Genomic DNA, 26,203 nt, shown 5'->3' with positions numbered 1-26,203 from the left:
TATCTCATTGAGGAAGTGGCTAATGTCTGAGTCTCGATCCGAGCCTGTGGTGTGGATTGCCGGTGTGGGTGCCGTGGCCGGCCTGGGAGCGGCGCTGGCGCGACGCTTCGCGCGGGAGGGTTTGCAGGTGGCCGTCAGCGGCAGGAGCCCGGACAAGTTGCAGGCTGTGGTCGAGGGCATCCGTGCGCTCGGCGGGGAGGCGGTGGCTATCGTGGCGGACTCGGGAATCGAGTCCGAGGTGATCGCCGCCAGCCAGCAGATCAGCCAGTTGGGCCCCCTCAAGGCCGCGATCTTCAATGTCGGCAACTCCGTCGCAGCGCCGACCCTGGAGTTGAGCGCGCAGTTGTTCGAGCAGACCTGGCGGGCATCGACCCTGGGTGGCTTCCTGTTTGCCCGCGAGGCCACCCGCTTGCTGCTCGCCAGTGGTGGCGGCAGCCTGTTGTTCACCGGGGCTACCGCTTCATTGCGAGGCAAGCCACCGTTCGCCGCCTTTGCTGCCGCGAAGGCGGGCTTGCGCTCACTGAGCCAGTCATTTGCCCGCGAGTTCGGGCCACAAAACGTGCACGTCGCCCATGTGGTCATCGATGGCGCCATCGACGGTGAGCGCGTGCAAAGCCGGGCCCCGGATTACCTGGCGCGACTGGGGGAAGACGGTGCGCTGAAACTCGAAGACATCGCCGACGCCTATTGGTACCTGCACACCCAACCGCGCAGCGCCTGGACCCAGGAACTGGACCTGCGGCCCTTCAAGGAACCCTTCTGAAAACCGCCTCACGCCTGGAGGATTGTTCATGGGAACTCATCAGACTCATCTCGCCCCGCCATCGGTCATCGGCGAACTCAACTACCTGCTGGACACCGGCGAGCGACCGGTGAACTACACCTTCCCGCAGCCAGACGGCACACCCAAGCGCAACGGCGTGCTGGACCCCACCCAAGTGAGTATTCACAACGCCCGGTTGCTCGACGAACCGGCTTATCTGGATCGCAACGGTTTCGAAAGGATCGACCACACCAGCTCGGTGCCTGACCTGGAAAACGATGATCAGGTCCGTGAACACTACTATCCGGAAACCGAAGCATTGCTCAAGCAACAGACCGGTGCGGTGAAAGTGGTGATCTTCGACCACACCATCCGGGTAGACGAGCACGGACGCGAGGACCGCGGGCTGCGTGAGCCGGTGCGGTACGTGCATAACGACCAGACCGAGCGCTCGGCGATTCGCAGGGTACGTGATCATTTGCCTGCGGATGAGGCTGAACAGCGGCTGCTGGAGCGGTTTGCGATTATTAACGTCTGGCGGCCGATTGGTGCGCCGGTCCTGAGTACCCCACTCGCCCTGTGCGATGCGCAAAGCATGGCCGAGAGCGACTTGCTGCCCAGCGACCTGGTGTATCCGGACAAGGTTGGCGAGACTTTTTCGGTCAAGGCCAATCCCGCACATCGCTGGTATTACTACCCGCAGTTGCGGCCGGATGAAGTGCTGCTGTTGAAGATCCATGACTCGCGTAGCGATGTTGCAAGGCGCAGCGCACATACGGCGTTTGATGACCCGACTACGCCGGTGGATGCACCGCCAAGGAGGAGTATCGAGGTGCGGGCGTTGGTGTTTTTTGGGAATGCAGGCAAATAAAAAGGCCGCGAGATAAATCTCGCGGCCTTTTTAAATTATATGGTCGGGACGGAGTGATTCGAACACTCGACCCCTAGCACCCCATGCTAGTGCGCTACCGGACTGCGCTACGCCCCGACTAGGCGTGTTACTGGGTTCGCTTCGCAACGAAGCGATCAGGAATATACCGCAAGCTTTTGAAATGTGGAAGTATTTTAAAAGCCGGAATTACTTCTTCAAAACCACCAGCACATCTTCCAGTTCGGAGATCATCTGGCGGATCATTTGCTTGTATTGGGTGGTGTCGTCTTTGGCTTCATCACCGGACATACGCTGGCGCGCGCCGCTGATGGTGAACCCCTGGTCGTACAGCAACGCACGGATCTGTCGGATCATCAGCACATCCTGGCGCTGATAATACCGACGGTTCCCGGTGCGTTTGACGGGGTTGAGTTGAGGAAACTCCTGCTCCCAATAGCGCAGCACGTGCGGCTTTACCGCACAGAGCTCGCTGACTTCACCAATGGTGAAGTAGCGTTTGCCTGGGATGACGGGCAGTTCGTCGTTATGACTTGGTTCCAGCATAAGCCTCAACTCGGGCCTTCAACTTCTGCCCTGGACGAAAGGTGACCACACGGCGAGCCGTGATCGGGATTTCTTCTCCCGTTTTTGGATTGCGGCCAGGCCGCTGGCGTTTGTCCCGCAGGTCAAAATTGCCGAAACCGGACAACTTGACCTGTTCGTTGTCTTCAAGTGCGTGCCTGATTTCTTCAAAGAACAGCTCGACCAATTCCTTGGCCTCGCGCTTGTTCAGGCCCAGCTCTTCATACAGACGTTCCGCCATCTCAGCTTTCGTCAAAGCCCCCATACGTCACTTCCTTAACGTGGCGTTCAACCTTTGTTCGAGCGAGGTGAGGATATTTTGCGTCGTCGTATTCACCTCATCGTCATTAAGAGTGCGCGATGGATGCTGCCAGGTCAAGCCAACTGCAAGGCTTTTTCTATGCGGATCAATGCCTTTACCCTGATAGACGTCAAATAGCCTGAGGTCTGTCAGCCATTCCCCTGCATTTTCACGGATTACGTCCAGAACAGCACTGGCCGCAACACCTTGATCGGCAATCAGCGCCAGATCACGTCGTACTTCAGGGAAACGCGACAACTCGCTGAATTTAGGCATTTTGCCCGAGGCCACTTCAGCCAAGACTAGCTCAAAAACGAAGACTGGACGGTCCAGCCCCAAGGTTTTCGACAGTTCCGGGTGAATCGCGCCAACGAAGCCCACCAGGCGACCTTCACGTTCGATACGGGCGGTCTGGCCCGGGTGCAACGCCGGGTGTTTGCCAGGGGTGAAAGTGAAGGCATCCAGCGCACCGGCAAAGCCCAGCACCGCTTCCACATCAGCCTTGACGTCGAAGAAGTCGACGGTGTCGCGACCTTGTGCCCAGCCTTCCGGCAGACGGCTGCCGCAAACCACGCCAGCCAGCATCGGCTCTTGTTTCAGGCCATCCAACTGACCGACAAAACGCAGGCCGCTTTCGAACATGCGCACGCGGTCTTGCTGACGGTTCAGGTTGTGGGACAGCGCCTTCACCAGACCCGGCCACAGCGACGAGCGCATGGCGGCCATGTCGTTGGAGATCGGGTTAGCCAGCAACAGCGGCTCGACACCCGGGTTGAACAGTTCGAATTGCTTTGGATCGATGAAGCTGTAGGTCACCGCTTCCTGATAACCACGGGCAACCAGCAGGCGACGCAGTTCCGGCAGGTGTGCACGGGCTTCGGCTTTCGGCTGCGGCGCCAGGCGCGCTTGCGGGTAACGAACCGGCAGGCGGTTGTAGCCGTACAGGCGGGCCAGTTCTTCGATCAGGTCGACTTCCAGGCTGATATCGAAGCGATGGCTTGGCACTTCTACGTGCCACTGCCCTGCTTCACCGGCCGAGATGCCGAGGCCGAGTGCCGACAGCAGGCGCTCGATTTCAACCGGCTCGATCACCAGGCCGAGCATTTGCTCAACGGCCTTGGCGCGCAGGATGATCGGTGCAACCGACGGCAGGTGCTGTTCGCTGACGGTTTCGATGATCGGGCCGGCTTCGCCGCCAGTGATTTCCAGCAGCAGGCCAGTGGCGCGCTCCATGGCTTCACGGGCCAGCTGCCAGTCCACGCCACGCTCGTAGCGGTGCGAGGCGTCGGTGTGCAGGCCGTAGGAACGGGCCTTGCCAGCGATGGCGATCTGATCGAAGAAAGCGCTTTCGAGAAAGATGTCGCGAGTGGTTGCGGACACGCCGCTGTGCTCACCGCCCATCACGCCGGCAATCGCCAGGGCGCGGGAATGGTCAGCGATCACCAGGGTGTCGGCACGCAGGCTGACTTCCTGGCCGTCGAGCAGTACCAGCTTCTCGCCTTCCTCAGCCATGCGCACGCGGATGCCGCCGTTGATTTCGGCGAGGTCGAAGGCGTGCAGCGGTTGGCCCAGTTCCAGCATCACGTAGTTGGTGATGTCGACGGCAGCGTCGATGCTGCGCACTTCGGAACGGCGCAGGCGCTCAACCATCCACAGTGGGGTTGGCTTGGACAGGTCGACGTTACGGATCACGCGACCCAGGTAACGTGGGCAGGCATTGGGGGCCAGCACTTCGATCGAACGCACTTCGTCGTGCACGGCAGGTACCGCTGCAACCATCGGGCGGGTCACGGTCGCGGCGTACAGTGCGCCGACTTCACGCGCCAGGCCCGCCAGCGACAGGCAGTCGCCGCGGTTCGGGGTCAGGTCGACCTCGATGCTGGCGTCTTCGAGTTCCAGGTAGACACGGATGTCCTGGCCCACTGGCGCATCGGCCGGCAGTTCCATCAGGCCATCGTTGCCTTCACCGACCTGCAGCTCCGCCTGGGAGCACAGCATGCCGTTGGACTCAACGCCACGCAGCTTGGCCTTCTTGATCTTGAAGTCGCCTGGCAGCTCGGCACCGATCATGGCGAACGGGATTTTCAGGCCCGGGCGCACGTTTGGCGCTCCGCACACGACCTGGAAGGTTTCCGCGCCGTTGCTGACCTGGCACACACGCAACTTGTCAGCGTCCGGGTGTTGCTCGGTGCTCAGCACCTCACCCACAACCACACCACTGAAAACACCGGCGGCCGGCGTAACGCTATCGACCTCAAGGCCGGCCATCGACAGACGAGCAACCAGCTCGTCGCGACTTACCTGCGGGCTTACCCAGCCACGCAGCCATTGTTCACTGAATTTCATCCTGCTCTCCTAAAGATCCGTTACGACTAGCGAAATTGCGCGAGGAACCGCAAGTCGTTGTCGAAGAACAGACGCAAGTCGTTCACGCCGTAACGCAGCATGGCCAGACGCTCAACGCCCATGCCGAAGGCAAAGCCCGAGAATTCTTCCGGGTCGATCCCGGACATGCGCAGCACGTTGGGGTGAACCATGCCGCAACCCATCACTTCCAGCCAGCCGGTCTGTTTGCAGACGCGGCAGCCTTTACCGCTGCACATCACGCATTCCATATCGACTTCAGCGGATGGCTCGGTGAACGGGAAGAATGAAGGACGGAAACGTACCGCCAGCTCCTTCTCGAAGAACACCCGCAGGAATTCTTCAATGGTGCCTTTGAGGTCGGCGAAGTTGATGTCGCGATCAACCAGCAGGCCTTCGACCTGGTGGAACATCGGCGAGTGGGTGATATCGGAGTCGCTGCGATACACACGGCCTGGGCAGACGATGCGGATCGGCGGCTTCTGCGATTCCATGGTGCGGACCTGTACCGGCGAGGTATGGGTGCGCAGCAGCATGTTCGCGTTGAAATAGAAGGTGTCATGCATCGACCGGGCCGGGTGGTGGCCTGGGATGTTGAGCGCCTCGAAGTTGTGATAGTCGTCTTCGACCTCAGGGCCTTCGGCAATGCCGTAGCCGATGTGGGTGAAGAACTGCTCGATACGTTCCAGAGTCCGGGTAATCGGATGCAGGCCGCCCGAGGTCTGGCCACGGCCAGGCAGGGTCACGTCAATGGATTCGGCGGCGAGCTTGGCCGCAAGATCAGCCTCCTCGAGCGACGCCTTGCGCGCATTGAGAACCTCTGTAACACGCTCCTTGGCCACGTTGATCAGCGCACCGACTTGCGGACGCTCTTCAGCCGGCAAATTCCCCAGGGTCTTCATCACCTGAGTCAATTCACCCTTTTTGCCAAGGTAGTGAACCCGGATTTGCTCCAGGGCATTGATATCTTCTGCGCTTTGCACAGCCTCTAGTGCTTGAGAGACCAGCGCATCCAGGTTTTCCATGTACAGACTCCAGATACAAAATAGGGGAAGAGCTTGAAGGCTCTTCCCCTATTTAAGACGTTTAACACCGTGGGCCGCGGAAGCGACCCAGGGTGACTGTCGGGGGTACTTAAGCCAAGGTGGCTTTAGCTTTCTCGACAATCGCAGCAAACGCCGCTTTTTCGTTCACTGCCAGATCAGCCAGAACCTTACGGTCGATCTCGATGGACGCTTTTTTCAGGCCAGCGATGAAACGGCTGTAGGACAGACCGTTAACACGTGCACCAGCGTTGATACGAGCGATCCACAGAGCGCGGAACTGACGTTTTTTCTGACGACGGTCACGGTAGGCGTATTGGCCAGCCTTGATAACCGCTTGCTTGGCAACACGGAATACGCGTGAACGCGCGCCGTAGTAGCCTTTAGCAAGTTTCAGAATTTTCTTGTGGCGCTTACGCGCCATGACGCCACGCTTTACACGAGCCATGAGTTACTTCCTCTATTCTTGACTAAAATTAACGAAGGCGCAGCATGCGCTCGACTTTTGCCACGTCAGACGGATGCAGCAAGCTGCTACCGCGCAGTTGACGCTTACGCTTGGTCGACATTTTAGTCAGGATGTGGCTCTTGAAAGCGTGCTTGTGCTTGATACCGTTAGCAGTTTTCAGAAACCGCTTAGCAGCACCACTTTTAGTTTTCATCTTTGGCATGTTCGGTACTCCGCATTCAGTTGATAAACATAATCAGAAGGCCTGCCGTGCCCTATTGATTACTTCTTCTTTTTCGGGGCGATGACCATAATAAGCTGGCGTCCTTCCATCTTAGGATGCTGTTCGACCGAACCGTACTCGAGCAGGTCAGCTTCAACCCGCTTGAGGAGTTCCATCCCCAGCTCCTGGTGGGCCATCTCACGGCCGCGGAATCGCAAGGATACCTTGGCCCTGTCCCCATCACTCAGGAAACGTACCAGGTTGCGCAGTTTTACCTGGTAATCCCCTTCCTCCGTCCCTGGACGAAACTTGATTTCTTTTACTTGAATCTGCTTCTGGTTCTTCTTCGCCGCGGCAATCTGCTTCTTCTTCTCGAAGATCGACTTGCCGTAGTCCATCACCCGGCAAACGGGTGGGATTGCGTCGGCGGAGATTTCCACCAGGTCCAATTTGGACTCTTCAGCAATACGAAGCGCTTCATCAATCGAGACGATGCCAATCTGCTCGCCGTCAGCGCCAATTAACCGAACCTCGCGTGCCGAGATATTCTCGTTGATCGGGGCTTTCGGTGCAGCTCGTTTATCTTGTCTCATTTCACGCTTAATAATAATTACTCCGAATCTGGGCGACCACGCCGGGAAACCGCTTGCGCGAGGAACTCAGCGAACTGGGCGACGGGCATCGAGCCCAGGTCAGCACCTTCACGAGTACGCACAGCGACAGTCTGCATCTCGACTTCCCGATCTCCGATAACCAAAAGATAGGGAACCTTGAGCAAAGTATGCTCGCGGATTTTAAAGCCGATCTTTTCATTTCTCAAGTCGGACTTGGCACGAAATCCGCTTTCATTGAGAGTTTTTTCAACTTCAGCGGCAAAATCTGCCTGTTTATCAGTGATATTCATGATCACTGCCTGGGTCGGAGCCAGCCACGCAGGGAATGCACCCTCGTAGTGCTCGATCAGGATCCCGACGAACCGTTCGAACGAGCCGAGGATCGCCCGGTGCAGCATAACCGGGTGTTTACGGCTGTTGTCTTCGGAGACGTATTCGGCTCCCAGACGGATCGGCAGGTTAAAATCGAGCTGCAGGGTACCACACTGCCAGACGCGACCAAGGCAATCTTTCAGCGAGAACTCGATCTTCGGCCCGTAGAACGCGCCCTCGCCCGGCTGCAAGTCGTATGCAAGCCCCGCACTGTCCAGCGCTGCGGCCAGTGCAGCTTCGGCGCGATCCCACAGCTCGTCGGAACCGACGCGTTTTTCCGGACGAGTGGACAGCTTCATCTCGACTTCGGTGAAACCGAAATCGCGGTACACGTCCATGGTCAGCTTGATGAACGCAGCGGATTCGGCCTGCATCTGCTCTTCGGTGCAGAAGATGTGGGCGTCATCCTGAGTGAAGCCGCGCACGCGCATGATGCCGTGCAGTGCACCCGATGGCTCGTTACGGTGGCAGGCACCGAACTCGGCCAGGCGCATCGGCAACTCGCGGTAGCTCTTCAGGCCCTGGTTGAACACCTGTACGTGGCACGGGCAGTTCATCGGCTTGATGGCGTAGTCGCGGTTTTCCGACTGGGTGGTGAACATGTTGTCGGCGTAGTTGGCCCAGTGCCCGGATTTCTCCCACAGGCTGCGGTCAACGACTTGCGGCGTCTTGATCTCCAGGTAGCCGTTGTCGCGCTGAACCTTGCGCATGTACTGCTCGAGCACCTGGTACAGGGTCCAGCCGTTCGGGTGCCAGAACACCATGCCCGGCGCTTCTTCCTGGAGGTGGAACAGGTTCAGGCGCTTGCCGATCTTGCGATGGTCGCGTTTTTCGGCTTCTTCGATGCGCTGGATGTAGGCCGCCAGCTGCTTCTTGTCAGCCCAGGCAGTGCCGTAGATCCGCTGCAGTTGTTCGTTCTTCGCGTCACCGCGCCAGTAGGCACCGGACAGCTTGGTCAGCTTGAACGACTTGAGGAAGCGTGTGTTCGGCACGTGCGGGCCACGGCACATGTCGACATATTCTTCGTGGTAATACAGGCCCATGGCCTGCTCGTCCGGCATGTCTTCCACCAGGCGCAGCTTGTAGTCTTCGCCGCGGGCGGTGAACACGTCGATCACTTCGGCACGCGGAGTGACTTTCTTGATGACGTCGTAATCTTTTTCGATCAGCGCGTGCATGCGCTGTTCGATAGCCGCCAGGTCGTCCGGGGTGAAAGGACGCTCGTAGGCGATGTCGTAATAGAAGCCTTCGTCGATGACCGGGCCGATGACCATCTTCGCGGTTGGGTACAGCTGCTTGACCGCATGGCCAATCAGGTGCGCGCAAGAGTGGCGAATGATCTCCAGCCCCTCTTGATCCTTGGGCGTGATGATTTGCAGGCTGGCATCGCCGGTGATCAGGTCGCTGGCGTCGACCAGCTTGCCGTCGACCTTGCCGGCCACGGTGGCCTTGGCCAGGCCGGCACCAATGGATGCGGCGACCTCGGCTACGGAAACCGAATGATCGAATGAACGTTGACTGCCGTCGGGAAGAGTAATAGTTGGCATGGCGCCTCCTCTCCTAGTGGTGACCCCTACCAAAGGTCACGTGGGTTGGGATGAGCCAGTACAAGATCCAATACCAGGCCGTTCAGTGATGAACGCCTGCCTTACAGCGGCAGGAGCCTTTCGGCCAACCGATAATCGAACCAGAGTGACTGGAGTTAAACAAAAAAGACCTTGGCAAGGCGACATAGGGCGCGCCGGAAAATAGCCAAGCGAAAGATGCTAGCACAGATGAACGGTCATGGCGCCGAAGCCGCTTCACGAAACGAAAATTCCCGGCTTTTAAGGGCAAAAGTGAACTTGAACTGTACGGCAGCCCTCAAACACACCGAGAATCGCCGTTCGTCCACGACTCCAGGAGCATTTGATTATGCGTTTTACCTCGACTTTCGCCCTTGCTGCATCCCTGACCCTCATGTCCCTGGGTGCGCACGCCGCAGCCCCGTCGAACTGGCCTGCCGGTGCGCGGGACAGCTTCATCAAGGATTGCAGCGCAGCCGCCCAGCAAAGTGTTGATGCCAAAACCGCCAAAGACCACTGTGAATGTGGCGCGGACAAAATCAATGCCGAATTGAGCAGTGCCGAAATCAAGGAACTCATGACCAACCAGAACGCAGATCCTGCGCTCAAGACCAAAGCTGTGACGGCTATTTCGTCCTGCAAAGTCGTGAAGAAAAAGTAATTTTTACACCCTGCCAGACCGGCTGAAGGACCAGAAATCGCCATGAAAACTGCCATTTCTCACAAATTACGCAGCTTTTACGGCTTTTTTTAACAGCTGATATTTCGCCTGAAAGCCCCGTAGATCGGGGCTTTCAGCCAGCCAAGGCATGAAACACAACGCGATTGATTAGCAAACAATGCCTTGGGGGGGCTCCCAAGCCGAACATTTCGACTATGATAGCTCGGTGTGCCCAGTTGGCCTGAGCAGCACAGCACTACTGAAAATATATGTTTCTTGGAGATACACCATGTCTAATCGCCAAACCGGCACCGTTAAATGGTTCAACGATGAAAAAGGCTTCGGCTTCATCACTCCTCAAGGTGGCGGTGACGACCTGTTCGTACACTTCAAAGCTATCGAAAGCGACGGTTTCAAAAGCCTGAAAGAAGGCCAAACCGTTTCCTTCGTGGCTGAGAAAGGCCAAAAGGGTATGCAAGCTGCACAGGTTCGCCCAGAGTAATTCTGCGCCGAACTAAAAAAACCCCGTCCATGTGACGGGGTTTTTTATGGCCTGGAGAAAAGCGCTGGAGCAATCAGCCGCAATTGACCCGATTGATCACAAGGCTGTCATCGGTATTGAGGTTCAGGCGATCGGAGCGGTATTCCAGCGTGACCATGTCATCTGGCTTGAGAATGCGTGCGTTCTGCGCTCCGGCGCGGCTACGGGCCTGTTCCAGCAATTGTGGCGAAGCTTTCTGGCCGATTGCGAACTCGGCAGCCTTCGCCTCACAGCGGCTATGACCAGCATCGGTCACGGCAGTGTCTTTGGCTGGCTCAGAGGTACCCGGGGTGCTGCAACCCGACAAGGCGAGCGCAGCCAACAAAGTACCGAATGATGCGAGCTTCCAAGGCATGAAGCCTCCTTTGAGAAAAAATGGACAGAGATCGTGCGACCGTGGTTTGGCCGATTGGTTTCAGAATTGTCACAATTGGCTGTGAGCCAGTCTGCCTGAGTCGACACCGGGCGCTGGCGAATCAATCGTCACCAGATATGAACGCACTCAGTAGATGTCGATGTAATCAAACGGCGGGGTTGGCCAGTTCTGCTTGAGCGCGTTGAAAATCTGCATCACCCACACCTCGTCGCTGGCTGCGACGTTGCCGACATATCCCGAACCCGCCGCCCAGGTCTCCAGGCGGAACAGAAGGCCGTCGATATCGACGCCACCCACCACGCCCGAAGAAATGTAGGCAATGCCGGCCTTGGTAACGCGCAATTGGGTGTGAACGTTGTCACTGGCGGACGCAAGCAGCTGCCGCACAGCGTCCAGCGTCAGGTTCTCGGTGTTGTTCAAGTCGATCTGCACGCGGTTTGTCCTGGCAATTAAACAGGCGGACAGTGTCGCACAGCCCTCCCCTCATGCCTAAGTAGCAGTGCCAAACACGGCGCAAAATGGTTAACTCCCTACGCAGAACGCACTAACCGCCTTTCAGCCTCGCGAGACACCCATGACCATCGTCACGATCCACGCCGACATCAAAGCCAAGTGGCCCCACGGGCAAAGCTCCTACAGCCCGGGCAGCCCGGAGGAGTTGGCAATCATCGGTATCGACCTGCTGGTCAAGGAACTGGGCACACAGGCCGCGCAGGCATTCATCGGCCAGGTATTCGAGAAATACCCGGCCGATCACATGGGGGCGCCAGACCCCGAGCGCGAATAAGACCCGGCCGACGAACGTCGACCGGCAGGCTGTTTACTTCAGGCGACCAAGGCGTTCGGTCAGCAGATCGAAGAAGCCCTGGGCATCGCCATTTTCAACCCAGAACGCGTTCTTCGGTTGTTTCAGGCCATCGTACCAGTCGACGATGGTCTGGCCGAAGGTCGGGCCTTCACGGCTGTCCACCACCACGTTGACCTCACGGCCGCTGAACAGCGCAGGCTTGAGCAGGTAGGCAATGACGGTAGCGTCATGCACCGGGCCGCCCGGGATGCCGTAGTGCTCCATGTCGCCCTTGACGTATTCATTGAGTATATCGCCCACCACCTTGCTCGCGTTGTTGTTCAGCGCAGCGATTTGCTTCAGGCGTGCGTCGCTGGTCAGGACCTTGTGGGTCACGTCCAACGGCAGGTAGGTCAGCTTGACGCCGCTCTTGAGCACGATCTCGGCCGCGATCGGGTCGGCGAACAGGTTGAACTCGGCCACCGGCGTGATATTGCCGCCGTTGAAGTGCGCGCCGCCCATCACCACCACTTCCTTGATGCCTTGAGTGATCTCCGGCGCCTGGGTCAATGCCAGCGCCAGGTTGGTCTGCGGACCGAGCATGGCGATGGTGATGCTGTGGGGCTTGGCGGTGCTGAGGGTCTTGATCAGGTAATCAACGGCATTGCCTTCGGCCAGGCCTTTTTTCGGCTCATGCACGGTGACGCCGGAGATGCCTTCCTTGCCATGGATGTTTTCAGCGTAGATCGGCGTGCGCAGCATCGGTTTCGGTGCACCGGCATATACCGGGATGTCCTCGCGCCCTGCCCATTCGCGGGCCAGGCGTGCGTTGCGGGAGGTCTTGTCGAGGCGCACGTTACCGGCAACGGTGGTCAGCGCGCGGATCTGCAGTTCATCGGGCGAAGCCATGGCGAACAGCAAGGCAACCACGTCGTCGGCACCGGGGTCGGTGTCGATGATCAGGTCGATTTTTTCCGCCGCGTGGGCGCTTGCAGCAGTTAGCACGGACAAAAGCAGCACACTCCGGAACAGGTGTCGCAGGGTTTGGGTACCACGTTGCATGACGCACTCCTTGTCGTTGGGGAATTCTAGAACGTTACGCCGGAAACCAGCGCGATATTGCAGTAGGGCTGGCACTCGCCGGTGCGCACCACCGCCCTCGCCTTACGGCTGAGCTGCTTGAACTCTTCATGGCTGACCAGGCGGCGCTCGCCGAGGGCGGCCTGTTCGGTCAGGGTATTGAGATCCGCCAGGGCCGGCGGTTGCTTGAGCAGGATTTCTTCCGCGAGCACGTGGCTTTCCACCTGCATCTCGCTGAGGACGATGCGCAAGGTACTGACGAAATCCGGAATGCCTTTGGTCAGCGCCAGGTCGATCAGCTCGACACCCGGCGGCACCGGCAAGCCGGCATCACCGATCACCAGAATGTCGCCATGGCCAAGGGATGCGATCACCCGCGACAGCGCGATATTGAGCAAGGGAGTCTTTTTCATGAGGGCACAAAACCTTGGACGTCATGCAATGTGGGAATAGAGGGTTGCGCACCCGCGCGGGTCACGGACAGCGCGGCGGCTACCTGGCCGAAACGAATGGCTTCGGCCTCGCTCCTGCCGTTGGCCAGCGCGGCTGCGAAACCGCCGACGAAGGTGTCACCGGCAGCCGTGGTATCGACCGCCTTGACCTTGGGCGCGACCAGGTGCTCGAAGCCTTGGCCATCGGCAAACAACGCGCCTTCGGAGCCGAGGGTAATGATCACTTTGCCAGCACCGGCCTTGATCAGGCGCGTGGCGGCGGCCTTGGCGCTGTCCAGCGAGTCGACCACCACGCCGCTCAAGGCCGAGGCTTCGCTTTCATTGGGAATCAGGTAGTCGATGGCGGCGTACCAATCCTCGGGCAGCGGACCACTGGCCGGCGCCGGGTTCAGGATCACCGTCTTGCCCAGCTCGCGACCGCGCTTGAGGGCATGGCCGACAGTCTCCATCGGCGTCTCAAGCTGGCAGACGATCACGTCGGCAGCCTGCAGCACGCTGTCAACTGTCTGCAGTCTGGCCGGGGTCAGCTCGCCGTTGCTGCCGGCAACGATGACGATCGCATTCTGGCTGCTGTCATCCACCACGATCAGCGCCACGCCGCTGGAACCGTCGACGGTGCTGACGGCCTGGCAATCAATGCCCTCCACCAGCAACGCGTCGCGCAATTGCGCGCCATAGGCATCGGTGCCCACGCAGCCGACCATGGCGACCTCAGCCCCGAGGCGCGCCGAAGCGACCGCCTGGTTCGCGCCCTTGCCGCCGGGAACGGTGGAGAACGATTGGCCGATCAGGGTTTCACCGGCGCGGGGCAGCCGACTGGCCCGGGTGACCAGGTCCATGTTCAGGCTGCCTATTACCACTACTTTTGCTGGCATACATCAGTACTCATCAATTCGGTTCAGCGGTATTGGGCAAACACACCGGCCAACGGCGCCGTCGACTCGCGCAGGACAATACTCGGCGTCACGATGCGTTGATCGATCGGCAATTGGGGTGTCGCAATTCGTCGCAGTAAAAGCTCGGCCGCCATCTCTCCCAGCTGCAGGATCGACTGGCCCACGGTGGTCAGCGCCGGGTACACGTACTGGCTCATCTGGATATCATCAAACCCGATCACCGACAGCTCACCGGGAACCCGGATATTACGTTCGGCAGCGGCGCGCAAGACGCCGAAGCCAATCATGTCGTTGCCGGCAAAAATCGCGCTGGGGGAATTATCCGCCAGCAATTGCGCCGCGGCCGCGTAACCACCGGTACTGGTGAAATCACTTTCCAGCACACGGCCGGCCGGCACTTCGAGCCCCGCCTCGGCCAAGGCGCGGTAGTAACCCGCCATCCGCATTTGCGCCACGCGGGTGTGACTCGGGCCACCAATGCAGGCAATGTCGCGATGACCCAGATCGAGCAAGTGCCGGGTCGCCAGGTAAGCGCCCTGTTCATGGTCGATGCGCACCAGGTCGACATCGATCCCGTCCAGTGCACGGTCGACGATGACCATCGGCGTGCGCACCGCCTTGAGGCCTGTCGCCAGGCCGCTGTCGTCGCCGCCCACCGAGGTCACGATCAAGCCGTCGATGCGTTTTTCCAGCAGCACCCTCAGGTAGCTGCGCTGCTTTTCGGCATTATCGTCGGAGTTGCAGAGGATCACGCAATAGCCGTTACGCTCGCAGTAATCCTCGATGCCCCGGGCCAGTTCCGCAAAATACGGGTTGAGGCTGTTGGGCACCAACAGGCCGATGGTGGCTGTGGTCTTGGCCTTCAGCGAGCGCGCGACCGCACTGGGCACATAGTCGAGCTGCTTGATGGCCGCCTCGACCTTGATCCGTACCGGCTCGCTGACCGGGCGCGTCTTGTTCACCACATGAGACACCGTGGTGTAGGAAATCCCCGCCAGCGCGGCCACATCCTTGATCGTTGCCATGGCTCAGGCTCGCCGACTGGCGCGCTGGCTGCGGTAAGTATCGAGCACCACCGCGATCACGATCACGGCACCGGTGATGATACGTTTGGTCGGCTCGGTGGCGCCAATCTGCGCCAGCCCTGCCGCCAGTACCGAGATGATCAGCACGCCGAAGAAGGTACTGATGACCGAGCCACGCCCGCCCATCAGGCTGGTGCCGCCGATCACTACCGCAGCGATCACTTGCAGCTCCAGGCCGGAACCGGCGTTGGGATCGGCCGCTTCCAGGCGCGAAATCTGGAACAGCGCCGCCACACCAGCCAGCAGGCCCATCAGGCTGAACACCAGGATCTTGTAGGGCTTGGGATTGATACCCGCCAGGCGCACGGCCTCTTCGTTGGTGCCAATGCCGATCAGGTAGCGACCGAACACGGTACGGGTCAGCACCAGCTGCGCGGCGATGATCACCAGCAACGCGATGATGAACGAAGGTGAAATGCCGAAGGCCACCGGGTTGGACAGCCAGGCAAACGAATCACCGATGTATGCGGTACGCGAGCCGGTCATCTGGTACGCCACGCCGCGCGCCATTTCCAGCACGCCGAGGGACACGATGAACGACGGGATCCGCCAGGCCACTGTGATCGAACCGGTAATGGTCCCGGCCAACGCGGCGCAGCCCATGCCCAGCACGGCTGCCGGCAACACACTCCAGCCCCAGCCGAGAATCGCCACGCTGACGGCCGATGCGGCCAGGGCCAGCACGGAGCCTACCGACAGGTCGATGCCGCCGATGATCAGCACGAAGGTCATGCCGACTGCCAGCACCATCAGGTCGGGAATCTGGTTGGCCAGGGTGCTGAAGGTGTCGTACGAGAGGAAGTGGTCGCTCAGGAACGAGAACAGCGCAATCATCGCCAGCAAGGCGCCGGCCAGGCCCAGGTAGGTGCCCAGGCCATAGAAGTTGCCGCCACGTTTTGCGGGGGAGGAAGTGGTTTTCATGGGGTATTCCTAGGCGCTGCGTCGTTGAGCAGCGCATCACGTTTCTGATAGCCGGCAAAAGCAGCGGCAAGCAATTCGTCCTGGGTCCAGCTGTCGCGCTCGAAGGTCTCGATCAGGCGCCCGGCGGAAAGTACGCCGATGCGGTCGCAGATCAGCATCAACTCACGCAGGTCGCTGGACACCACCACCAGCGCCTTGCCCTGGCGGGTCAGGTCGCCGAGCAACGCATAGATATCGAATTTGGCGCCGACGTCGATGCCTCGGGTCGGTTCATCGAACAGCATCACCGCGCAATCGCGCTCCAGCCAGCGGCCAATCACCACCTTCTGCTGGTTGCCACCCGACAGCTCGGACACCAGCTGCGCCGGACTGGAACTGCGGATACGCATGGCGTCGACCTGGCGCTTGGCCAAGGCCGTTTCGTCACGACTGTTCACCAGGCCACCGCTGGACACCTTCGGCATGTTGCCCAAGGCAATGTTGGCGCCGATGGATTGGGTCAGCAGCAGGCCTTCGCCCTTGCGGTCTTCGGTGATCAGGGCGATGCCATGGCCAACCGCGTCGACGGGCGAGCGAATGCTGACGACTTGCGCAGGTGTGCCCAGGGCCACGGTGCCGCTGTCGGCCAGGTCGGCGCCGAAGATCAGGCGCAGCAATTCCGTACGACCCGCACCGATCAGGCCGGAGATGCCGTAGATTTCGCCGGCACGCACTTCAAACGACACGTCGCGGACCTTGTCCGAGCGGGTCAGGCCTTTTACCGTCAACAGCGGCGCGCCGATGGTGCGCGGGCCCAGGTCGATTTTCTCGCCCAGTTCGCGGCCCACCATCAGCGTGACCAGTTGCTCACTGTTGTAGTTGGCCATCGGCTCGACACACACCAGCTTGCCGTCACGCAGCACCGCAATGCGCTGGGCAACCCGGGCCAGTTCTTCGAGCCGGTGGGAAATATAGATAATCGCCACGCCCCGGGCCTGCAGGCGGGTGATTTGTTCGAACAGCATCTCGACTTCACGGGCGGTCAGCATCGCCGTAGGTTCATCGAGGATCAGTACGTGGCAGTCGCCAATCAGGTTGCGGGCGATCTCGACCATCTGTTGGTGGCCGATGCCGAGGCTGCCGACCAGGGTGTCCGGGTCGATAGCGTCCAGGCCGACCTGGGCCATGGCTTCAATGGCGGCCTTGCGCAGTTGCTTGCGGCTGATCCAGCCACCGTGGCTGGGCAGGTTATCGAGGAACAGGTTTTCAGCGACCGTCAGGGTTGGCAGCAGGTTAAGCTCCTGCATGACCATGCGGATGCCCTGCTCTTCAGCCTGGGTCCGGCTGCCTGGCGTGTAGGCCTGGCCATTGAACTGCATCTGGCCGTCGGTCGGGGTGACCAGCCCGCCGATGATTTTCGACAGGGTGCTTTTCCCCGCGCCATTCTCACCGGTAAGCGCCAACACTTCCCCACGATTGAGCGTCAGGGTGATGTCGGACAGAACCGGTTGGGCATAGGTCTTGCCGATACCGCTGACCGAGAGGACAGCGTTCGGTGCGGAAGATGACATAGGAACGTCTCCAGGCGTCCGCTCGGGTGAGCGGACGCTGTTTTGTGCTGCCGGGGAATTACTTCTTGAGGATGAGTTCGACCGGGGTTTCGATCATGCCATCCACGGCATCGACTTTTTCACCCTTGACCAGCTTCAGAGCGTTCTGGATACCGAAAACGGCTTGCTGGGCAGCAGCCTGGTCGGCGGTGGCCAGGACACGGCCGTCCTGCAGCATCGGCTTGATGGCCTCGATGTTGTCGTAGCCTACGACCAGCACCTTGCCAGCCTTGCCGGCGCCACGTACGGCGGATACTGCGCCCAGTGCCATGTTGTCGTTACCGGCCAGCAGTGCCTTGATGTTCGGGTTTGCCTGGAGCATGGCAGCGGCAATCGCGTTGCCCTTGTCGATTTCCCACTCACCGGATTGGGTGGAGACGATCTTCATGCCGGCGGCATCCATCGCGTCCTTGAAGCCAGCGGTACGCTGCTGGGCGTTGGTGGTGGTGGACACACCTTCGATGATGCCAACCTGGTCACCCTTGGTGAGGTGCTTGGCCAGTTCTTCACCGACCAGGCGCGCGCCCTTGCGGTTGTCTGGACCTACGAACGGGATATCAAGGTTTTTGCTTTTCAGTACATCCACATCAAGACGGTTGTCGATGTTGACGATCTTGATGCCTTTGTCGGAGGCCTTTTTCAGCACGGTGACCAGGGCTTTCGAATCGGCGGGAGCAATGACGATCGCGTCAACCTTGGACAGGATCATCTGATTGACGATATCGATCTGCGCACTGGTATCGGTTTCGTTCTTGATCCCATTGGTGATCATGTCGAAGTCGGCGGCGTGGGCTTTCTGGTATTCCTTGGCACCGTCCTGCATGGTGACGAAGAATTCGTTGGCGAGGGATTTCATGACCAGGCCGACCTTGGGTTTGGCGGCGGTCTCGGCAGCAAATGCAGAGGAAAGAGGCAGGGCAGCGGATGCGGCAGCAAGCACAGCGACAGCAAGAAGACGTCCAGCAAATGGCAGCTTCATGGGTTCACTCCGATCTTATGATTATTGTGAGCAACGCTTGCACCGAAGAACGCTTCGGCAGCCAACCCACCCGGGCGGCTGATACGAGCTTTCACGACACTCGAGGAGCACCCCGTGAAACATCTCGCAAACGTTTGCGTTAGGTCAAACTATGAGAAGCTTGTCGAGATTTGTCAACGGGAGAAAACAGCCTTTTGTTGAATCCGCTTTACGCCCTGCCCTCGAAGCCATCCGGTACCCCCTTTAAACATCCGCGTTGCTGGATCGTTCTCTGAAACGACAGGTCGCGGCGTGCCTCCTGCGTTTAAAACCAAACTTTTCCGTCATCCTTTTCGGACAACCGAACACCCGCGCACCGCTTTGTTCGGAAAGCCGGACAGAAGACCAAGCCATTTAGTTACAAATCAAACAAATATAGATATAAATCAATAGGTTAAATTCTATTGCCAAACAAAATCCCGCTGGTACAAATCCTGCTCTTACTCAGCACCTCGTGGCGCTCAGAACCGCCCGGGTGTTTCTAGATGAACCTGCATCAGCACTCATCAAAACTAGAGAGAAGAATAATGAAATCTGCGTTGAAAACTTTCGTACCGGGCGCGTTAGCCCTCCTGCTGTTGTTCCCCGTTGCCGCTCAGGCAAAAGAAGCTGAAACCCAGCAAAAACTGTCCAACGTGGTGATCCTTGCCACCGGCGGCACCATCGCCGGCGCCGGCGCCAGCGCGGCCAACAGTGCGACCTACCAGGCCGCCAAGGTCGGCATCGAACAATTGATCGCCGGTGTTCCTGAGCTTAGCCAGATCGCCAATGTCCGCGGCGAACAAGTATTGCAAATTGCCTCCGAAAGCATCACCAACGAAAACCTCCTGCAACTGGGTCGTCGTGTCGCCGAACTGGCCGACAGCAAGGACGTCGACGGCATCGTGATCACCCACGGTACCGACACCCTGGAAGAGACTGCCTACTTCCTCAACCTGGTGGAAAAGACCGACAAGCCAATCGTCGTGGTCGGCTCGATGCGCCCAGGCACCGCCATGTCGGCTGATGGCATGCTCAACCTGTACAACGCCGTTGCCGTCGCCGGCAGCAAGGACGCCCGCGGCAAAGGCGTACTGGTGACCATGAACGACGAGATCCAGTCGGGTCGCGACGTCAGCAAGATGATCAACATCAAGACTGAAGCGTTCAAGAGCCCATGGGGCCCGCTGGGCATGGTGGTAGAAGGCAAATCCTACTGGTTCCGCCTGCCAGCCAAGCGTCACACCATGAACTCGGAATTCGACATCAAGACCATCAAAAGCCTGCCGGACGTCGAAATCGCCTATTCCTATGGCAACGTAAGCGACACCGCCTACAAGGCTCTGGCCCAGGCCGGCGCGAAAGCCATCATCCACGCCGGTACCGGCAATGGTTCGGTGTCGTCCAAGGTGGTGCCTGCCCTGCAGGAACTGCGCAAGCAAGGCGTACAGATCATTCGCTCTTCCCACGTGAATGCCGGTGGTTTCGTTCTGCGTAACGCCGAACAACCAGACGACAAATACGACTGGGTAGTTGCCCATGACCTGAACCCGCAGAAAGCCCGCATCCTGGCCATGGTCGCCCTGACCAAGACCCAGGACAGCAAGGAACTGCAACGGATGTTCTGGGAATATTGATCGCTCCCGGGCCCGGCCGGCAACGGTTGGGCCATCCCGCTCGTGGCGTACCGCGAGCGGGTCTGATTTCCCCCGCTTTATCCCCCGCGCAAAAAAACCTTTGAAAAACAAAGCGTTCCTACACCAAATCGGCAAAACCACTGTCAGAAGAACTTCTTGAATTTTAAGCAGTTGCGAAATTGCCCACAGTTAAATACTGTATGCACGTACAGCCTAATAAGGAATACTCCGTGGCAAAGCCTTCTTCCGCAGCACCCGCAGCGCCTGACGCCTATCAACGCCTGGCCGTTCGCGTGCAAAAAATCATCAATTCCACCAACGCCCAGAAGAACAAGGCGGCGTTGATCTTCCGTTTGCCGGAGGAACCGGAAGACGAGTGGGCACGACTACTGGAGGAAATCGCAGAAAACGACAACGTCACCCTCGCCTATCGCGATGACGGTGGCGTGCAGATTTTCTGGGTTGTGCCGAAGGAAGATTGAGTCAATGAGTGTCCGTTTTATCAGTGTGTTGTTCGTGTTTTTTGCTGTCACCGCTCACGCCCAAGCCCCCAGGACGTTCAGCGAAGCCAAGAAAATCGCCTGGAAACTGTATGAACCGCAATCCACAGAGTTCTATTGCGGCTGCAAATACAACGGCAACCGGGTAGACCTGAAAGCCTGCGGCTATATCCCGCGCAAAAACGCCAACCGGGCGGCACGTATTGAATGGGAACACATTGTTCCGGCCTGGCAGATCGGCCATCAGCGCCAGTGCTGGCAGGATGGCGGGCGCAAGAACTGCACCCGCAAGGACGCGGTCTACAAGCGGGCCGAAGCCGACCTGCACAACCTGGTGCCGAGCATCGGCGAGGTGAATGGCGACCGAAACAATTTCAGTTTTGGCTGGCTGCCGGTACAAAGCGGCCAATATGGATCATGCCTGACCCAGGTGGACTTCAAGGCCAAGAAGGTCATGCCCCGCCCTTCCATTCGCGGCATGATCGCCCGAACCTATTTCTATATGAGTAAGCAGTATGGCCTGCGCCTGTCGAAACAGGATCGCCAGCTGTATGAAGCCTGGAACAAGACCTACCCGGTACAGCCCTGGGAACGCCAGCGCAATCAAACCGTGGCGTGCGTGATGGGGCGCGGCAATGAATTTGTCGGCCCGGTGAACTTGAAAGCCTGCGGCTGAACGAAAAAAGCGGGAGCGCCATGGCCTCCCGCTTGTCGACTCTTTACTGCGCAACCTTGTGTTCGATGACCTCGGACACCGTGTCATTCTTCTTCGCAGTGGCCAGTTTCTCGGTCAACTGCGCTTGTTTCGCCTCGGCCTCGGCCTTGGTGCTGAATGGGCCCAGCAGCACCTGGTCCTTACCGTCTTCCTTCGCCAGATAGAAACTGAAACCGTGTTCCAGCAACCACGCGGTCAGGTCAGTCATCGCCTGCAGCTTGTGATCCGGCGGCCCCACCCATACATCCCACTCTTGAGAGGCGATCGCGCCGACCGCAGGTTGCGCCTGGGCGGGCGCCTCGGCAACGGCAGGCCTGGCCTTGGGGGCGTCGACACTTTTACCTTCACCGCAACCGGCCAATGCCAACACCGCAATTGCCATCGCTACTTTACGCACTACCCTGCTCCTTAGAGGATCAAAGAGGCGACTTTATCATTCACTGTCTATTCTGGCCGTCATAAACGTTGGCTTAAACAATGCGAATGATGTATCGCAGACCTGTATGATGGCGGCATGGGAATTAATGCCGCCTCTATGCGTCCTAAAAGAGGCAGCCACAGGGAAGCGCTTCGCAGTAAGCTACACACATCCGACATCTGCCCTGTCTGAAACATGTGTCCTTCAAAGCAATCAAGGAGAAGTCCATGCTGATACTCACCCGCAAAGTCGGTGAAAGCATAAACATCGGTGATGACATCACGATCACCATCCTGGGCGTTAGCGGCCAGCAAGTAAGAATCGGCATCAATGCTCCAAAGGACGTTGCCGTGCATCGCGAGGAGATCTACCAACGTATCCAGGCGGGCCTGACGGCTCCGGATAAAAACCAGACACCTTGAAGCGCCTCCAGTAGCCAGCCCTTTCGTTCACTGTAACGGCTGGCGAAAACCTCTTTCAGCCTGCTCGCGGCTTCCCGCGGCCAGCGCGCCCTATTCCCTTGTTCCAGCGTCAGGCCAGCGTCATCCCAGGCCGACACCGCGTGCCATGCCACTCGCTGCAATCATCATCAGCACCAGCAGTAACGCCTGCACATGGCTGATGCGCGCAAAAAGACCTGCCTGGTGCAAATCGAGGCGCGTGCCACGCGCCAACGCGATGCGCCATTTGATAAAGCGAATCATCGGCGCGAGCTCCAGTAACAAAATTAATACAAGCAGCGTCATCTTCACGTGAAACAACGGCTGGTGCAGGTAATAATCACTGCCCTTTTCGTAGCCGCCGAAGGCCCGCAGGCCACCGGTTACCAATAACACCAGGGCACTGATTCCCCAGATGTTGTCCGCGATCAATACGCGGCGCAGGGTGGATGGGTCACTATCAGATACACCGCGCAATGCCTTGCCACGCGCAAGCACGGCCGACAATGCCATGGTGAATGCCAGTAAATGGACTGCTGCAAGAAACCACTGAACCAACATAAGGCGTACTCCCTTTTGTATGACACATGGCAGGAACACTTCTCAGTAATAGTCGCTGGCTGCGTTCAACGCATGAAACAGCCTGCAAACAAAGGGAACTTGTGGAGTTTTCCAGGGCCGAATCTCGTGACAAATCCCCTACAGTCTGCAGCGCGCCAAGGAGCACGTTGATGAGGCGTACCGTTAAACAGCCTTACTTATCCAAGTCTTGGTTGATTGTCACGCTGATCAGCGTGGCGTTTGTGGCGCTGGAGTATGGCCTCAAGTTCGAAATCGAAGGCTCCTCCGACAAAGCCTACTCATGGCTGGACCTGACGCTGTTCCTGAGCGCGTACTTGTTTTTCTTCTGCCTCAAGCCCATTCAGGTCGCCGTCCATCGCAGACTGTGCCGGCGCGCGCCTCACAGTGATCGCCGCAAAGCCTCATCCTGACGGCTTTGGGTTTCATCTTGAAGTTCGTTGCCCCAGCGCGGTGTATCCCGCAAGCGGGTTGAAACCGCCGCCGCAGTTGCTATCAGATCGCCGGTATTTACAGCTGCGCGACACAACCTATGCTTGGGCATGCACGGTCGGTGAAAGGTTGTAGCGCTGATGGACACACTGAGTAAAAGCGAAATCGAATCAGCACTGGCAGCGCGCCTGCCGAGCTACAAAATCGTCTGCACCCTGCATGCCGATGGCACGCTTTCCGCGATTCTCAGCGGCCCGGAAGCTGATCACTTTGCAGTGACCGGCATCGTCCGCGCCCACCATCGAGGGCCGGAGGCGATTGCCAGGCTTGCCAGCGAAATCCTCAAGGAAATGGTCTTGTCCCGCCAGGGGCTCAAGGGCAACCGCCTGCAGACGCTGACTGGAAACGGCTCCAACGTTGAACCGCCCCTTTACGAAGAAGGCCGATCCGGGTAACCGGGTCGGCCTTTTTTTACGCCAGGCGCTGTAGATGCAACAGCCCGGCTTCGTCCCGCTGAACCTGTAGACGCTCATACCCCTCAATCGAAGGATGCGCGGTGACCATGGGCACAAGGTGGGTCGACGTCACCACCATCACATCGGCCCCCGCCGCCTCGCCGGCGCGAATCCCGACGCTGGCATCCTCAAACACCAGGCAGTCCTGTACCGGTACTCCCAGCCGTTGCGCACCGAGCACATAACAGGCCGGATCCGGCTTGCCGCTCGCAACATCCTCCGCGGTGACCAGCACCGCCGGCGGGTTGATCCCGGCCGCCTGCATACGGCGCAGAGCCAGTGCCTTGGGGGCAGACGTAACCAGCGCCCATTGATCGCCGGGCAATGCGTTGAGGAATTCCACCGCGCCCGCAATCGCCACCACCCCTTCCACATCCTCAAGTTCAGCCTCGGTAATCCACTGCGCCTCAGCCTGCGCGTCCACACCGGGCAACGCCTGGCGGGTGATGGTATCGATGGCCCGGGCACCATGGATGGTCTTCAGAAAGGCCTCGACATCCAGACCATGGCGTTCAGCCCAGGTGGCCCATACGCGCTCGGCGGCGGCAATGGAGTTCAGGAGTGTGCCATCCATATCGAACAGAAAGGCGCGGTAACGGTGGGCGAATACAGCTGAATCGCGGGTGGACACTGCTCGGCTTCCTCTTGCTTTCGTCACCCGGTCTTGGGCGCTGACGAACCACTTGCCTGGTGCAATCTACGGATCGGCCCAAACGCTGTAAACCTTCCCGTGGTTTGTATCGGACTGTATGGGAACCCCGCCTGGATACGCGAACCCGCATTTCGCCACGCCTGGGCACACATGGCAGATACACCCCGGCGATTAACTACGACCACCAGCCAATCCGGCTGACTCACGCGTAGGAGCCTCATCATGTTCAATCTCTCGAAAGCTTCGTCCCTGGTACTCGGCCTGACTGTCATCGCGGGCCTCGGGCTGTCATCCATGGCGTCGGCCGACACCCACGCTGGCGCGGTCAAAGACCAGTCATCCCACCTGCTCGCCGAGGGCGGCGCAGATCGCCTGCACGAACGCGGCCTGGCGGAAGGCGGCGCTGAACGCCTGCAAGCAGCCCGTACTGTCTGATGGGTCACCGTCCAACCAGGGCAGCCTTCCGGCTGCCCATTGCATTACAAACTTGTCATCAAGCTGTCAGTGTTGCCCGCACCCTCACTTCATACAGTGAAGTCGTCAGTCACCCACAGCGGGTGACCCAACTTCCCACTGAAAATGAAGCGAGCCCGCCCATGAAACCTGCAAGCAAACTCTGTCTGATCGCCGCCAGCCTGTTGATGCTGGGGACCGGCGCCGCCGTGGCCGGCCCGATTGCACCGGTGAAAGCCAATAACGTAGTGCTGGTACACGGCTCCTGGGCCGACGGTTCCAGTTGGTCCGAAGTGATTACCCGCCTGCAGGCCGCCGGCTTGCATGTAACCGCCGTGCAAAACCCGCTGACCTCAGTGGCGGATGACGTTGCCGCCACCAATCGCGTACTCGATCAACAGGACGGCCCTACCGTGCTGGTCGGCCATTCCTACGCCGGCACCGTGGTCAGCGACGCCGGGGCCAACCCCAAGGTCAGCTCCCTGGTATACGTCGCCGCCCGCGCTCCGGACGCCAACGAAGACTTCGTCGCCCTGTCCGCCAAGTACCCAAGCACACCCGTGCGGGCCGGTGTGGTGGAGCACGACGGTTACCTGACCCTGAACCAGGACGCCTTCCTCAAGTACTTTGCCGCCGATGTACCCCACGCCAAGGCCATGGAGCTGTACGCCGTGCAACAACCGATCGCCAAGACCCTGTTCAGCGGTCGCACCGTCAACGCCGCGTGGCACACCAAGCCGTCCTGGTATGCGGTGTCCAGCAATGACCAGACCATCAACCCGGACCTGGAACGCTTTCTCGCCAAGCGCATGAACGCCACCACCATCGAGGTGCCATCGAGCCACTTGTCCCTGGTTTCCCACGCCAAGGAAATCACCGACCTGATCCTCGAAGCGTCCGGCCGCCAGCCTTAAGCCCTTCATTACGATCTTGTCATCATCCTGTTGGCTGGCTGTTTGTGTCGCCTGGTTACTGTGAACTCACTGCCGGATACCGGCAGCCAACCCTTAAAGAGAGATACCGCCATGAAACTGTTTATCCTCGGCTTTGCTGCCCTCCTCGCCACCGGCTCGGCCTTTGCCGATACCACCGCCACCACCTCGGTGATCCATGACACCCCCGGCTTCTTCATGCACATGGACGTGGCCAAAGTACTGTCGAGCACCGATACCTACGGCCAGTGCGGCATTGTCCCTGCGCGCCTCGACTACCTCGACAGCCAGGGCCGCGAACACGTGCTGGACTATCAAGTACAGGGCATCGGCTGCCCCAATGACAATTGATCGGGCTACACTTGCGCCACGCAAGAACTGCACATCACCAGGGCGAAT

The 26,203-nt window shown here is 59.2% G+C and carries 34 protein-coding genes and 1 tRNA gene; 14 read left to right on the top strand and 21 right to left on the bottom strand.

What is annotated here, in order from left to right; translation table 11 throughout:
• Positions 1 to 22: 22 nt before the first annotated feature.
• Positions 23 to 763, top strand: coding sequence for an SDR family NAD(P)-dependent oxidoreductase (locus ACW9I6_RS06445; protein WP_008431768.1), 741 nt, complete (start codon positions 23 to 25; stop codon positions 761 to 763).
• Between the two features lie 28 nt (positions 764 to 791).
• Positions 792 to 1,634 carry a CmcJ/NvfI family oxidoreductase gene (locus ACW9I6_RS06440; protein ID WP_457339070.1) on the top strand — a complete coding sequence of 281 codons (843 nt, stop codon included), beginning with the start codon at positions 792 to 794 and terminating at the stop codon, positions 1,632 to 1,634.
• A gap of 40 nt (positions 1,635 to 1,674) precedes the next feature.
• Here the strand turns inward: ACW9I6_RS06440 and ACW9I6_RS06435 are convergent.
• From ACW9I6_RS06435 to thrS, 9 genes are all read right to left on the bottom strand, one after another.
• Positions 1,675 to 1,751: transfer RNA gene (locus ACW9I6_RS06435), tRNA-Pro, on the bottom strand.
• 90 nt (positions 1,752 to 1,841) lie between these two features.
• Positions 1,842 to 2,198, bottom strand: coding sequence for a MerR family transcriptional regulator (locus ACW9I6_RS06430; RefSeq protein WP_003219935.1), 357 nt, complete (start codon positions 2,196 to 2,198; stop codon positions 1,842 to 1,844).
• The gene (gene ihfA / locus ACW9I6_RS06425; protein ID WP_002553164.1) at positions 2,179 to 2,481 is read right to left on the bottom strand and encodes an integration host factor subunit alpha; all 303 of its coding nucleotides are present in this window, start codon (positions 2,479 to 2,481) and stop codon (positions 2,179 to 2,181) included. Before ihfA ends, ACW9I6_RS06430 begins: the two co-directional genes overlap by 20 nt.
• Positions 2,482 to 2,484: 3 nt before the next feature.
• On the bottom strand, positions 2,485 to 4,863 hold the full coding sequence (gene pheT, locus ACW9I6_RS06420) for a phenylalanine--tRNA ligase subunit beta (protein ID WP_457339069.1): 2,379 nt from the start codon (positions 4,861 to 4,863) through the stop codon (positions 2,485 to 2,487).
• A gap of 26 nt (positions 4,864 to 4,889) precedes the next feature.
• Positions 4,890 to 5,906 carry a phenylalanine--tRNA ligase subunit alpha gene (gene pheS, locus ACW9I6_RS06415; RefSeq protein WP_003219939.1) on the bottom strand — a complete coding sequence of 339 codons (1,017 nt, stop codon included), beginning with the start codon at positions 5,904 to 5,906 and terminating at the stop codon, positions 4,890 to 4,892.
• A 109-nt stretch (positions 5,907 to 6,015) separates the two neighbouring features.
• On the bottom strand, positions 6,016 to 6,372 hold the full coding sequence (gene rplT / locus ACW9I6_RS06410) for a 50S ribosomal protein L20 (RefSeq protein WP_003219940.1): 357 nt from the start codon (positions 6,370 to 6,372) through the stop codon (positions 6,016 to 6,018).
• A gap of 28 nt (positions 6,373 to 6,400) precedes the next feature.
• A complete protein-coding gene (gene rpmI, locus ACW9I6_RS06405) occupies positions 6,401 to 6,595 on the bottom strand; it encodes a 50S ribosomal protein L35 (protein ID WP_002553160.1) in 195 nt (64 codons plus the stop codon).
• A 59-nt stretch (positions 6,596 to 6,654) separates the two neighbouring features.
• Positions 6,655 to 7,206: a translation initiation factor IF-3 gene (gene infC / locus ACW9I6_RS06400; protein WP_169875357.1), complete on the bottom strand. Its 552-nt coding sequence runs from the start codon at positions 7,204 to 7,206 to the stop codon at positions 6,655 to 6,657.
• On the bottom strand, positions 7,206 to 9,128 hold the full coding sequence (gene thrS / locus ACW9I6_RS06395; protein WP_003219944.1) for a threonine--tRNA ligase: 1,923 nt from the start codon (positions 9,126 to 9,128) through the stop codon (positions 7,206 to 7,208). The genes infC and thrS overlap by 1 nt, the downstream gene beginning before the upstream one ends.
• A 364-nt stretch (positions 9,129 to 9,492) precedes the next feature.
• Between thrS and ACW9I6_RS06390 the strand changes: the two genes are divergently transcribed.
• Entirely contained in the window at positions 9,493 to 9,807 is a 315-nt protein-coding gene (locus ACW9I6_RS06390; protein WP_080673250.1) for a hypothetical protein, read from the top strand.
• Positions 9,808 to 10,096: 289 nt separating this feature from the next.
• Positions 10,097 to 10,309 (top strand): cold-shock protein, encoded by a 213-nt coding sequence (locus ACW9I6_RS06385; RefSeq protein WP_003179963.1) that lies wholly within the window; start codon positions 10,097 to 10,099, stop codon positions 10,307 to 10,309.
• A gap of 73 nt (positions 10,310 to 10,382) precedes the next feature.
• Here ACW9I6_RS06385 and ACW9I6_RS06380 read toward each other — a convergent pair whose 3' ends face one another.
• Together ACW9I6_RS06380 and ACW9I6_RS06375 are read right to left on the bottom strand one after the other, a co-directional pair.
• On the bottom strand, positions 10,383 to 10,703 hold the full coding sequence (locus ACW9I6_RS06380; protein WP_003219948.1) for an I78 family peptidase inhibitor: 321 nt from the start codon (positions 10,701 to 10,703) through the stop codon (positions 10,383 to 10,385).
• Positions 10,704 to 10,850: 147 nt separating this feature from the next.
• Positions 10,851 to 11,156, bottom strand: a complete 306-nt coding sequence (locus ACW9I6_RS06375) for a hypothetical protein (RefSeq protein ID WP_087693964.1) — start codon at positions 11,154 to 11,156, stop codon at positions 10,851 to 10,853.
• 142 nt (positions 11,157 to 11,298) lie between these two features.
• Here ACW9I6_RS06375 and ACW9I6_RS06370 point away from each other — a divergent pair, with 142 nt between their 5' ends.
• Positions 11,299 to 11,511, top strand: coding sequence for a hypothetical protein (locus ACW9I6_RS06370; RefSeq protein ID WP_003219951.1), 213 nt, complete (start codon positions 11,299 to 11,301; stop codon positions 11,509 to 11,511).
• Positions 11,512 to 11,544: 33 nt separating this feature from the next.
• Here the strand turns inward: ACW9I6_RS06370 and ACW9I6_RS06365 are convergent, their stop codons facing one another.
• Genes ACW9I6_RS06365 through ACW9I6_RS06335 form a run of 7 tightly spaced genes read right to left on the bottom strand, consistent with a single transcriptional unit; the run spans position 11,545 to position 18,513 of the window.
• Positions 11,545 to 12,573 (bottom strand): nucleoside hydrolase, encoded by a 1,029-nt coding sequence (locus ACW9I6_RS06365; RefSeq protein ID WP_003219953.1) that lies wholly within the window; start codon positions 12,571 to 12,573, stop codon positions 11,545 to 11,547.
• Between the two features lie 26 nt (positions 12,574 to 12,599).
• Positions 12,600 to 13,004 (bottom strand): D-ribose pyranase, encoded by a 405-nt coding sequence (gene rbsD, locus ACW9I6_RS06360; protein WP_008438690.1) that lies wholly within the window; start codon positions 13,002 to 13,004, stop codon positions 12,600 to 12,602.
• A complete protein-coding gene (gene rbsK, locus ACW9I6_RS06355) occupies positions 13,001 to 13,918 on the bottom strand; it encodes a ribokinase (RefSeq protein ID WP_177040468.1) in 918 nt (305 codons plus the stop codon). The genes rbsD and rbsK overlap by 4 nt, the downstream gene beginning before the upstream one ends.
• Positions 13,919 to 13,941: 23 nt before the next feature.
• Positions 13,942 to 14,964: a LacI family DNA-binding transcriptional regulator gene (locus ACW9I6_RS06350; protein WP_457339068.1), complete on the bottom strand. Its 1,023-nt coding sequence runs from the start codon at positions 14,962 to 14,964 to the stop codon at positions 13,942 to 13,944.
• A 3-nt stretch (positions 14,965 to 14,967) separates the two neighbouring features.
• Positions 14,968 to 15,945, bottom strand: a complete 978-nt coding sequence (locus tag ACW9I6_RS06345; RefSeq protein ID WP_003219960.1) for an ABC transporter permease — start codon at positions 15,943 to 15,945, stop codon at positions 14,968 to 14,970.
• Positions 15,942 to 17,495, bottom strand: a complete 1,554-nt coding sequence (locus ACW9I6_RS06340; RefSeq protein ID WP_008438693.1) for a sugar ABC transporter ATP-binding protein — start codon at positions 17,493 to 17,495, stop codon at positions 15,942 to 15,944. The genes ACW9I6_RS06345 and ACW9I6_RS06340 overlap by 4 nt, the downstream gene beginning before the upstream one ends.
• A 58-nt stretch (positions 17,496 to 17,553) precedes the next feature.
• Positions 17,554 to 18,513 carry a sugar ABC transporter substrate-binding protein gene (locus ACW9I6_RS06335; protein ID WP_003219963.1) on the bottom strand — a complete coding sequence of 320 codons (960 nt, stop codon included), beginning with the start codon at positions 18,511 to 18,513 and terminating at the stop codon, positions 17,554 to 17,556.
• Between the two features lie 566 nt (positions 18,514 to 19,079).
• Between ACW9I6_RS06335 and ACW9I6_RS06330 the strand changes: the two genes are divergently transcribed.
• From ACW9I6_RS06330 to ACW9I6_RS06320, 3 genes are all read left to right on the top strand, one after another.
• A complete protein-coding gene (locus tag ACW9I6_RS06330) occupies positions 19,080 to 20,168 on the top strand; it encodes an asparaginase (protein ID WP_003219965.1) in 1,089 nt (362 codons plus the stop codon).
• Positions 20,169 to 20,398: 230 nt separating this feature from the next.
• A complete protein-coding gene (locus tag ACW9I6_RS06325) occupies positions 20,399 to 20,650 on the top strand; it encodes a DUF1654 domain-containing protein (RefSeq protein WP_008438695.1) in 252 nt (83 codons plus the stop codon).
• Positions 20,651 to 20,654: 4 nt separating this feature from the next.
• Positions 20,655 to 21,344, top strand: a complete 690-nt coding sequence (locus tag ACW9I6_RS06320) for an endonuclease (RefSeq protein WP_003219970.1) — start codon at positions 20,655 to 20,657, stop codon at positions 21,342 to 21,344.
• 43 nt (positions 21,345 to 21,387) lie between these two features.
• On the opposite strand, the gene ACW9I6_RS06315 is transcribed toward ACW9I6_RS06320, so the two are convergent.
• Positions 21,388 to 21,765 (bottom strand): hypothetical protein, encoded by a 378-nt coding sequence (locus ACW9I6_RS06315; RefSeq protein WP_032899812.1) that lies wholly within the window; start codon positions 21,763 to 21,765, stop codon positions 21,388 to 21,390.
• A 263-nt stretch (positions 21,766 to 22,028) separates the two neighbouring features.
• Here ACW9I6_RS06315 and csrA point away from each other — a divergent pair, with 263 nt between their 5' ends.
• Positions 22,029 to 22,223 carry a carbon storage regulator CsrA gene (gene csrA / locus ACW9I6_RS06310; RefSeq protein ID WP_003192511.1) on the top strand — a complete coding sequence of 65 codons (195 nt, stop codon included), beginning with the start codon at positions 22,029 to 22,031 and terminating at the stop codon, positions 22,221 to 22,223.
• A 120-nt stretch (positions 22,224 to 22,343) separates the two neighbouring features.
• Here the strand turns inward: csrA and ACW9I6_RS06305 are convergent, their stop codons facing one another.
• Positions 22,344 to 22,802 (bottom strand): DUF2214 family protein, encoded by a 459-nt coding sequence (locus ACW9I6_RS06305; RefSeq protein WP_457339067.1) that lies wholly within the window; start codon positions 22,800 to 22,802, stop codon positions 22,344 to 22,346.
• A 170-nt stretch (positions 22,803 to 22,972) separates the two neighbouring features.
• Here ACW9I6_RS06305 and ACW9I6_RS06300 point away from each other — a divergent pair, with 170 nt between their 5' ends.
• Complete coding sequence (locus ACW9I6_RS06300; RefSeq protein ID WP_003219977.1) at positions 22,973 to 23,233, top strand: hypothetical protein; 261 nt, start codon at positions 22,973 to 22,975, stop codon at positions 23,231 to 23,233.
• A gap of 159 nt (positions 23,234 to 23,392) precedes the next feature.
• Positions 23,393 to 23,707 (top strand): hypothetical protein, encoded by a 315-nt coding sequence (locus ACW9I6_RS06295; RefSeq protein ID WP_008438700.1) that lies wholly within the window; start codon positions 23,393 to 23,395, stop codon positions 23,705 to 23,707.
• Between the two features lie 16 nt (positions 23,708 to 23,723).
• Here ACW9I6_RS06295 and ACW9I6_RS06290 read toward each other — a convergent pair whose 3' ends face one another.
• The gene (locus ACW9I6_RS06290) at positions 23,724 to 24,398 is read right to left on the bottom strand and encodes an HAD-IA family hydrolase (RefSeq protein WP_457339066.1); all 675 of its coding nucleotides are present in this window, start codon (positions 24,396 to 24,398) and stop codon (positions 23,724 to 23,726) included.
• Positions 24,399 to 24,641: 243 nt separating this feature from the next.
• Between ACW9I6_RS06290 and ACW9I6_RS06285 the strand changes: the two genes are divergently transcribed.
• From ACW9I6_RS06285 to ACW9I6_RS06275, 3 genes are all read left to right on the top strand, one after another.
• Complete coding sequence (locus ACW9I6_RS06285; protein ID WP_102368534.1) at positions 24,642 to 24,854, top strand: phage infection protein; 213 nt, start codon at positions 24,642 to 24,644, stop codon at positions 24,852 to 24,854.
• A 161-nt stretch (positions 24,855 to 25,015) separates the two neighbouring features.
• Complete coding sequence (locus ACW9I6_RS06280) at positions 25,016 to 25,786, top strand: alpha/beta fold hydrolase (protein ID WP_008438701.1); 771 nt, start codon at positions 25,016 to 25,018, stop codon at positions 25,784 to 25,786.
• 111 nt (positions 25,787 to 25,897) lie between these two features.
• On the top strand, positions 25,898 to 26,155 hold the full coding sequence (locus tag ACW9I6_RS06275; RefSeq protein WP_003219985.1) for a DUF2790 domain-containing protein: 258 nt from the start codon (positions 25,898 to 25,900) through the stop codon (positions 26,153 to 26,155).
• Positions 26,156 to 26,203 lie beyond the last annotated feature (48 nt).

The sequence above is a fragment of the Pseudomonas sp. SDO5522_S412 genome, from assembly GCF_054071215.1.
Note: the sequence above shows the minus strand (reverse complement) of the source record. Positions and strands in the feature narration are given on the sequence as shown.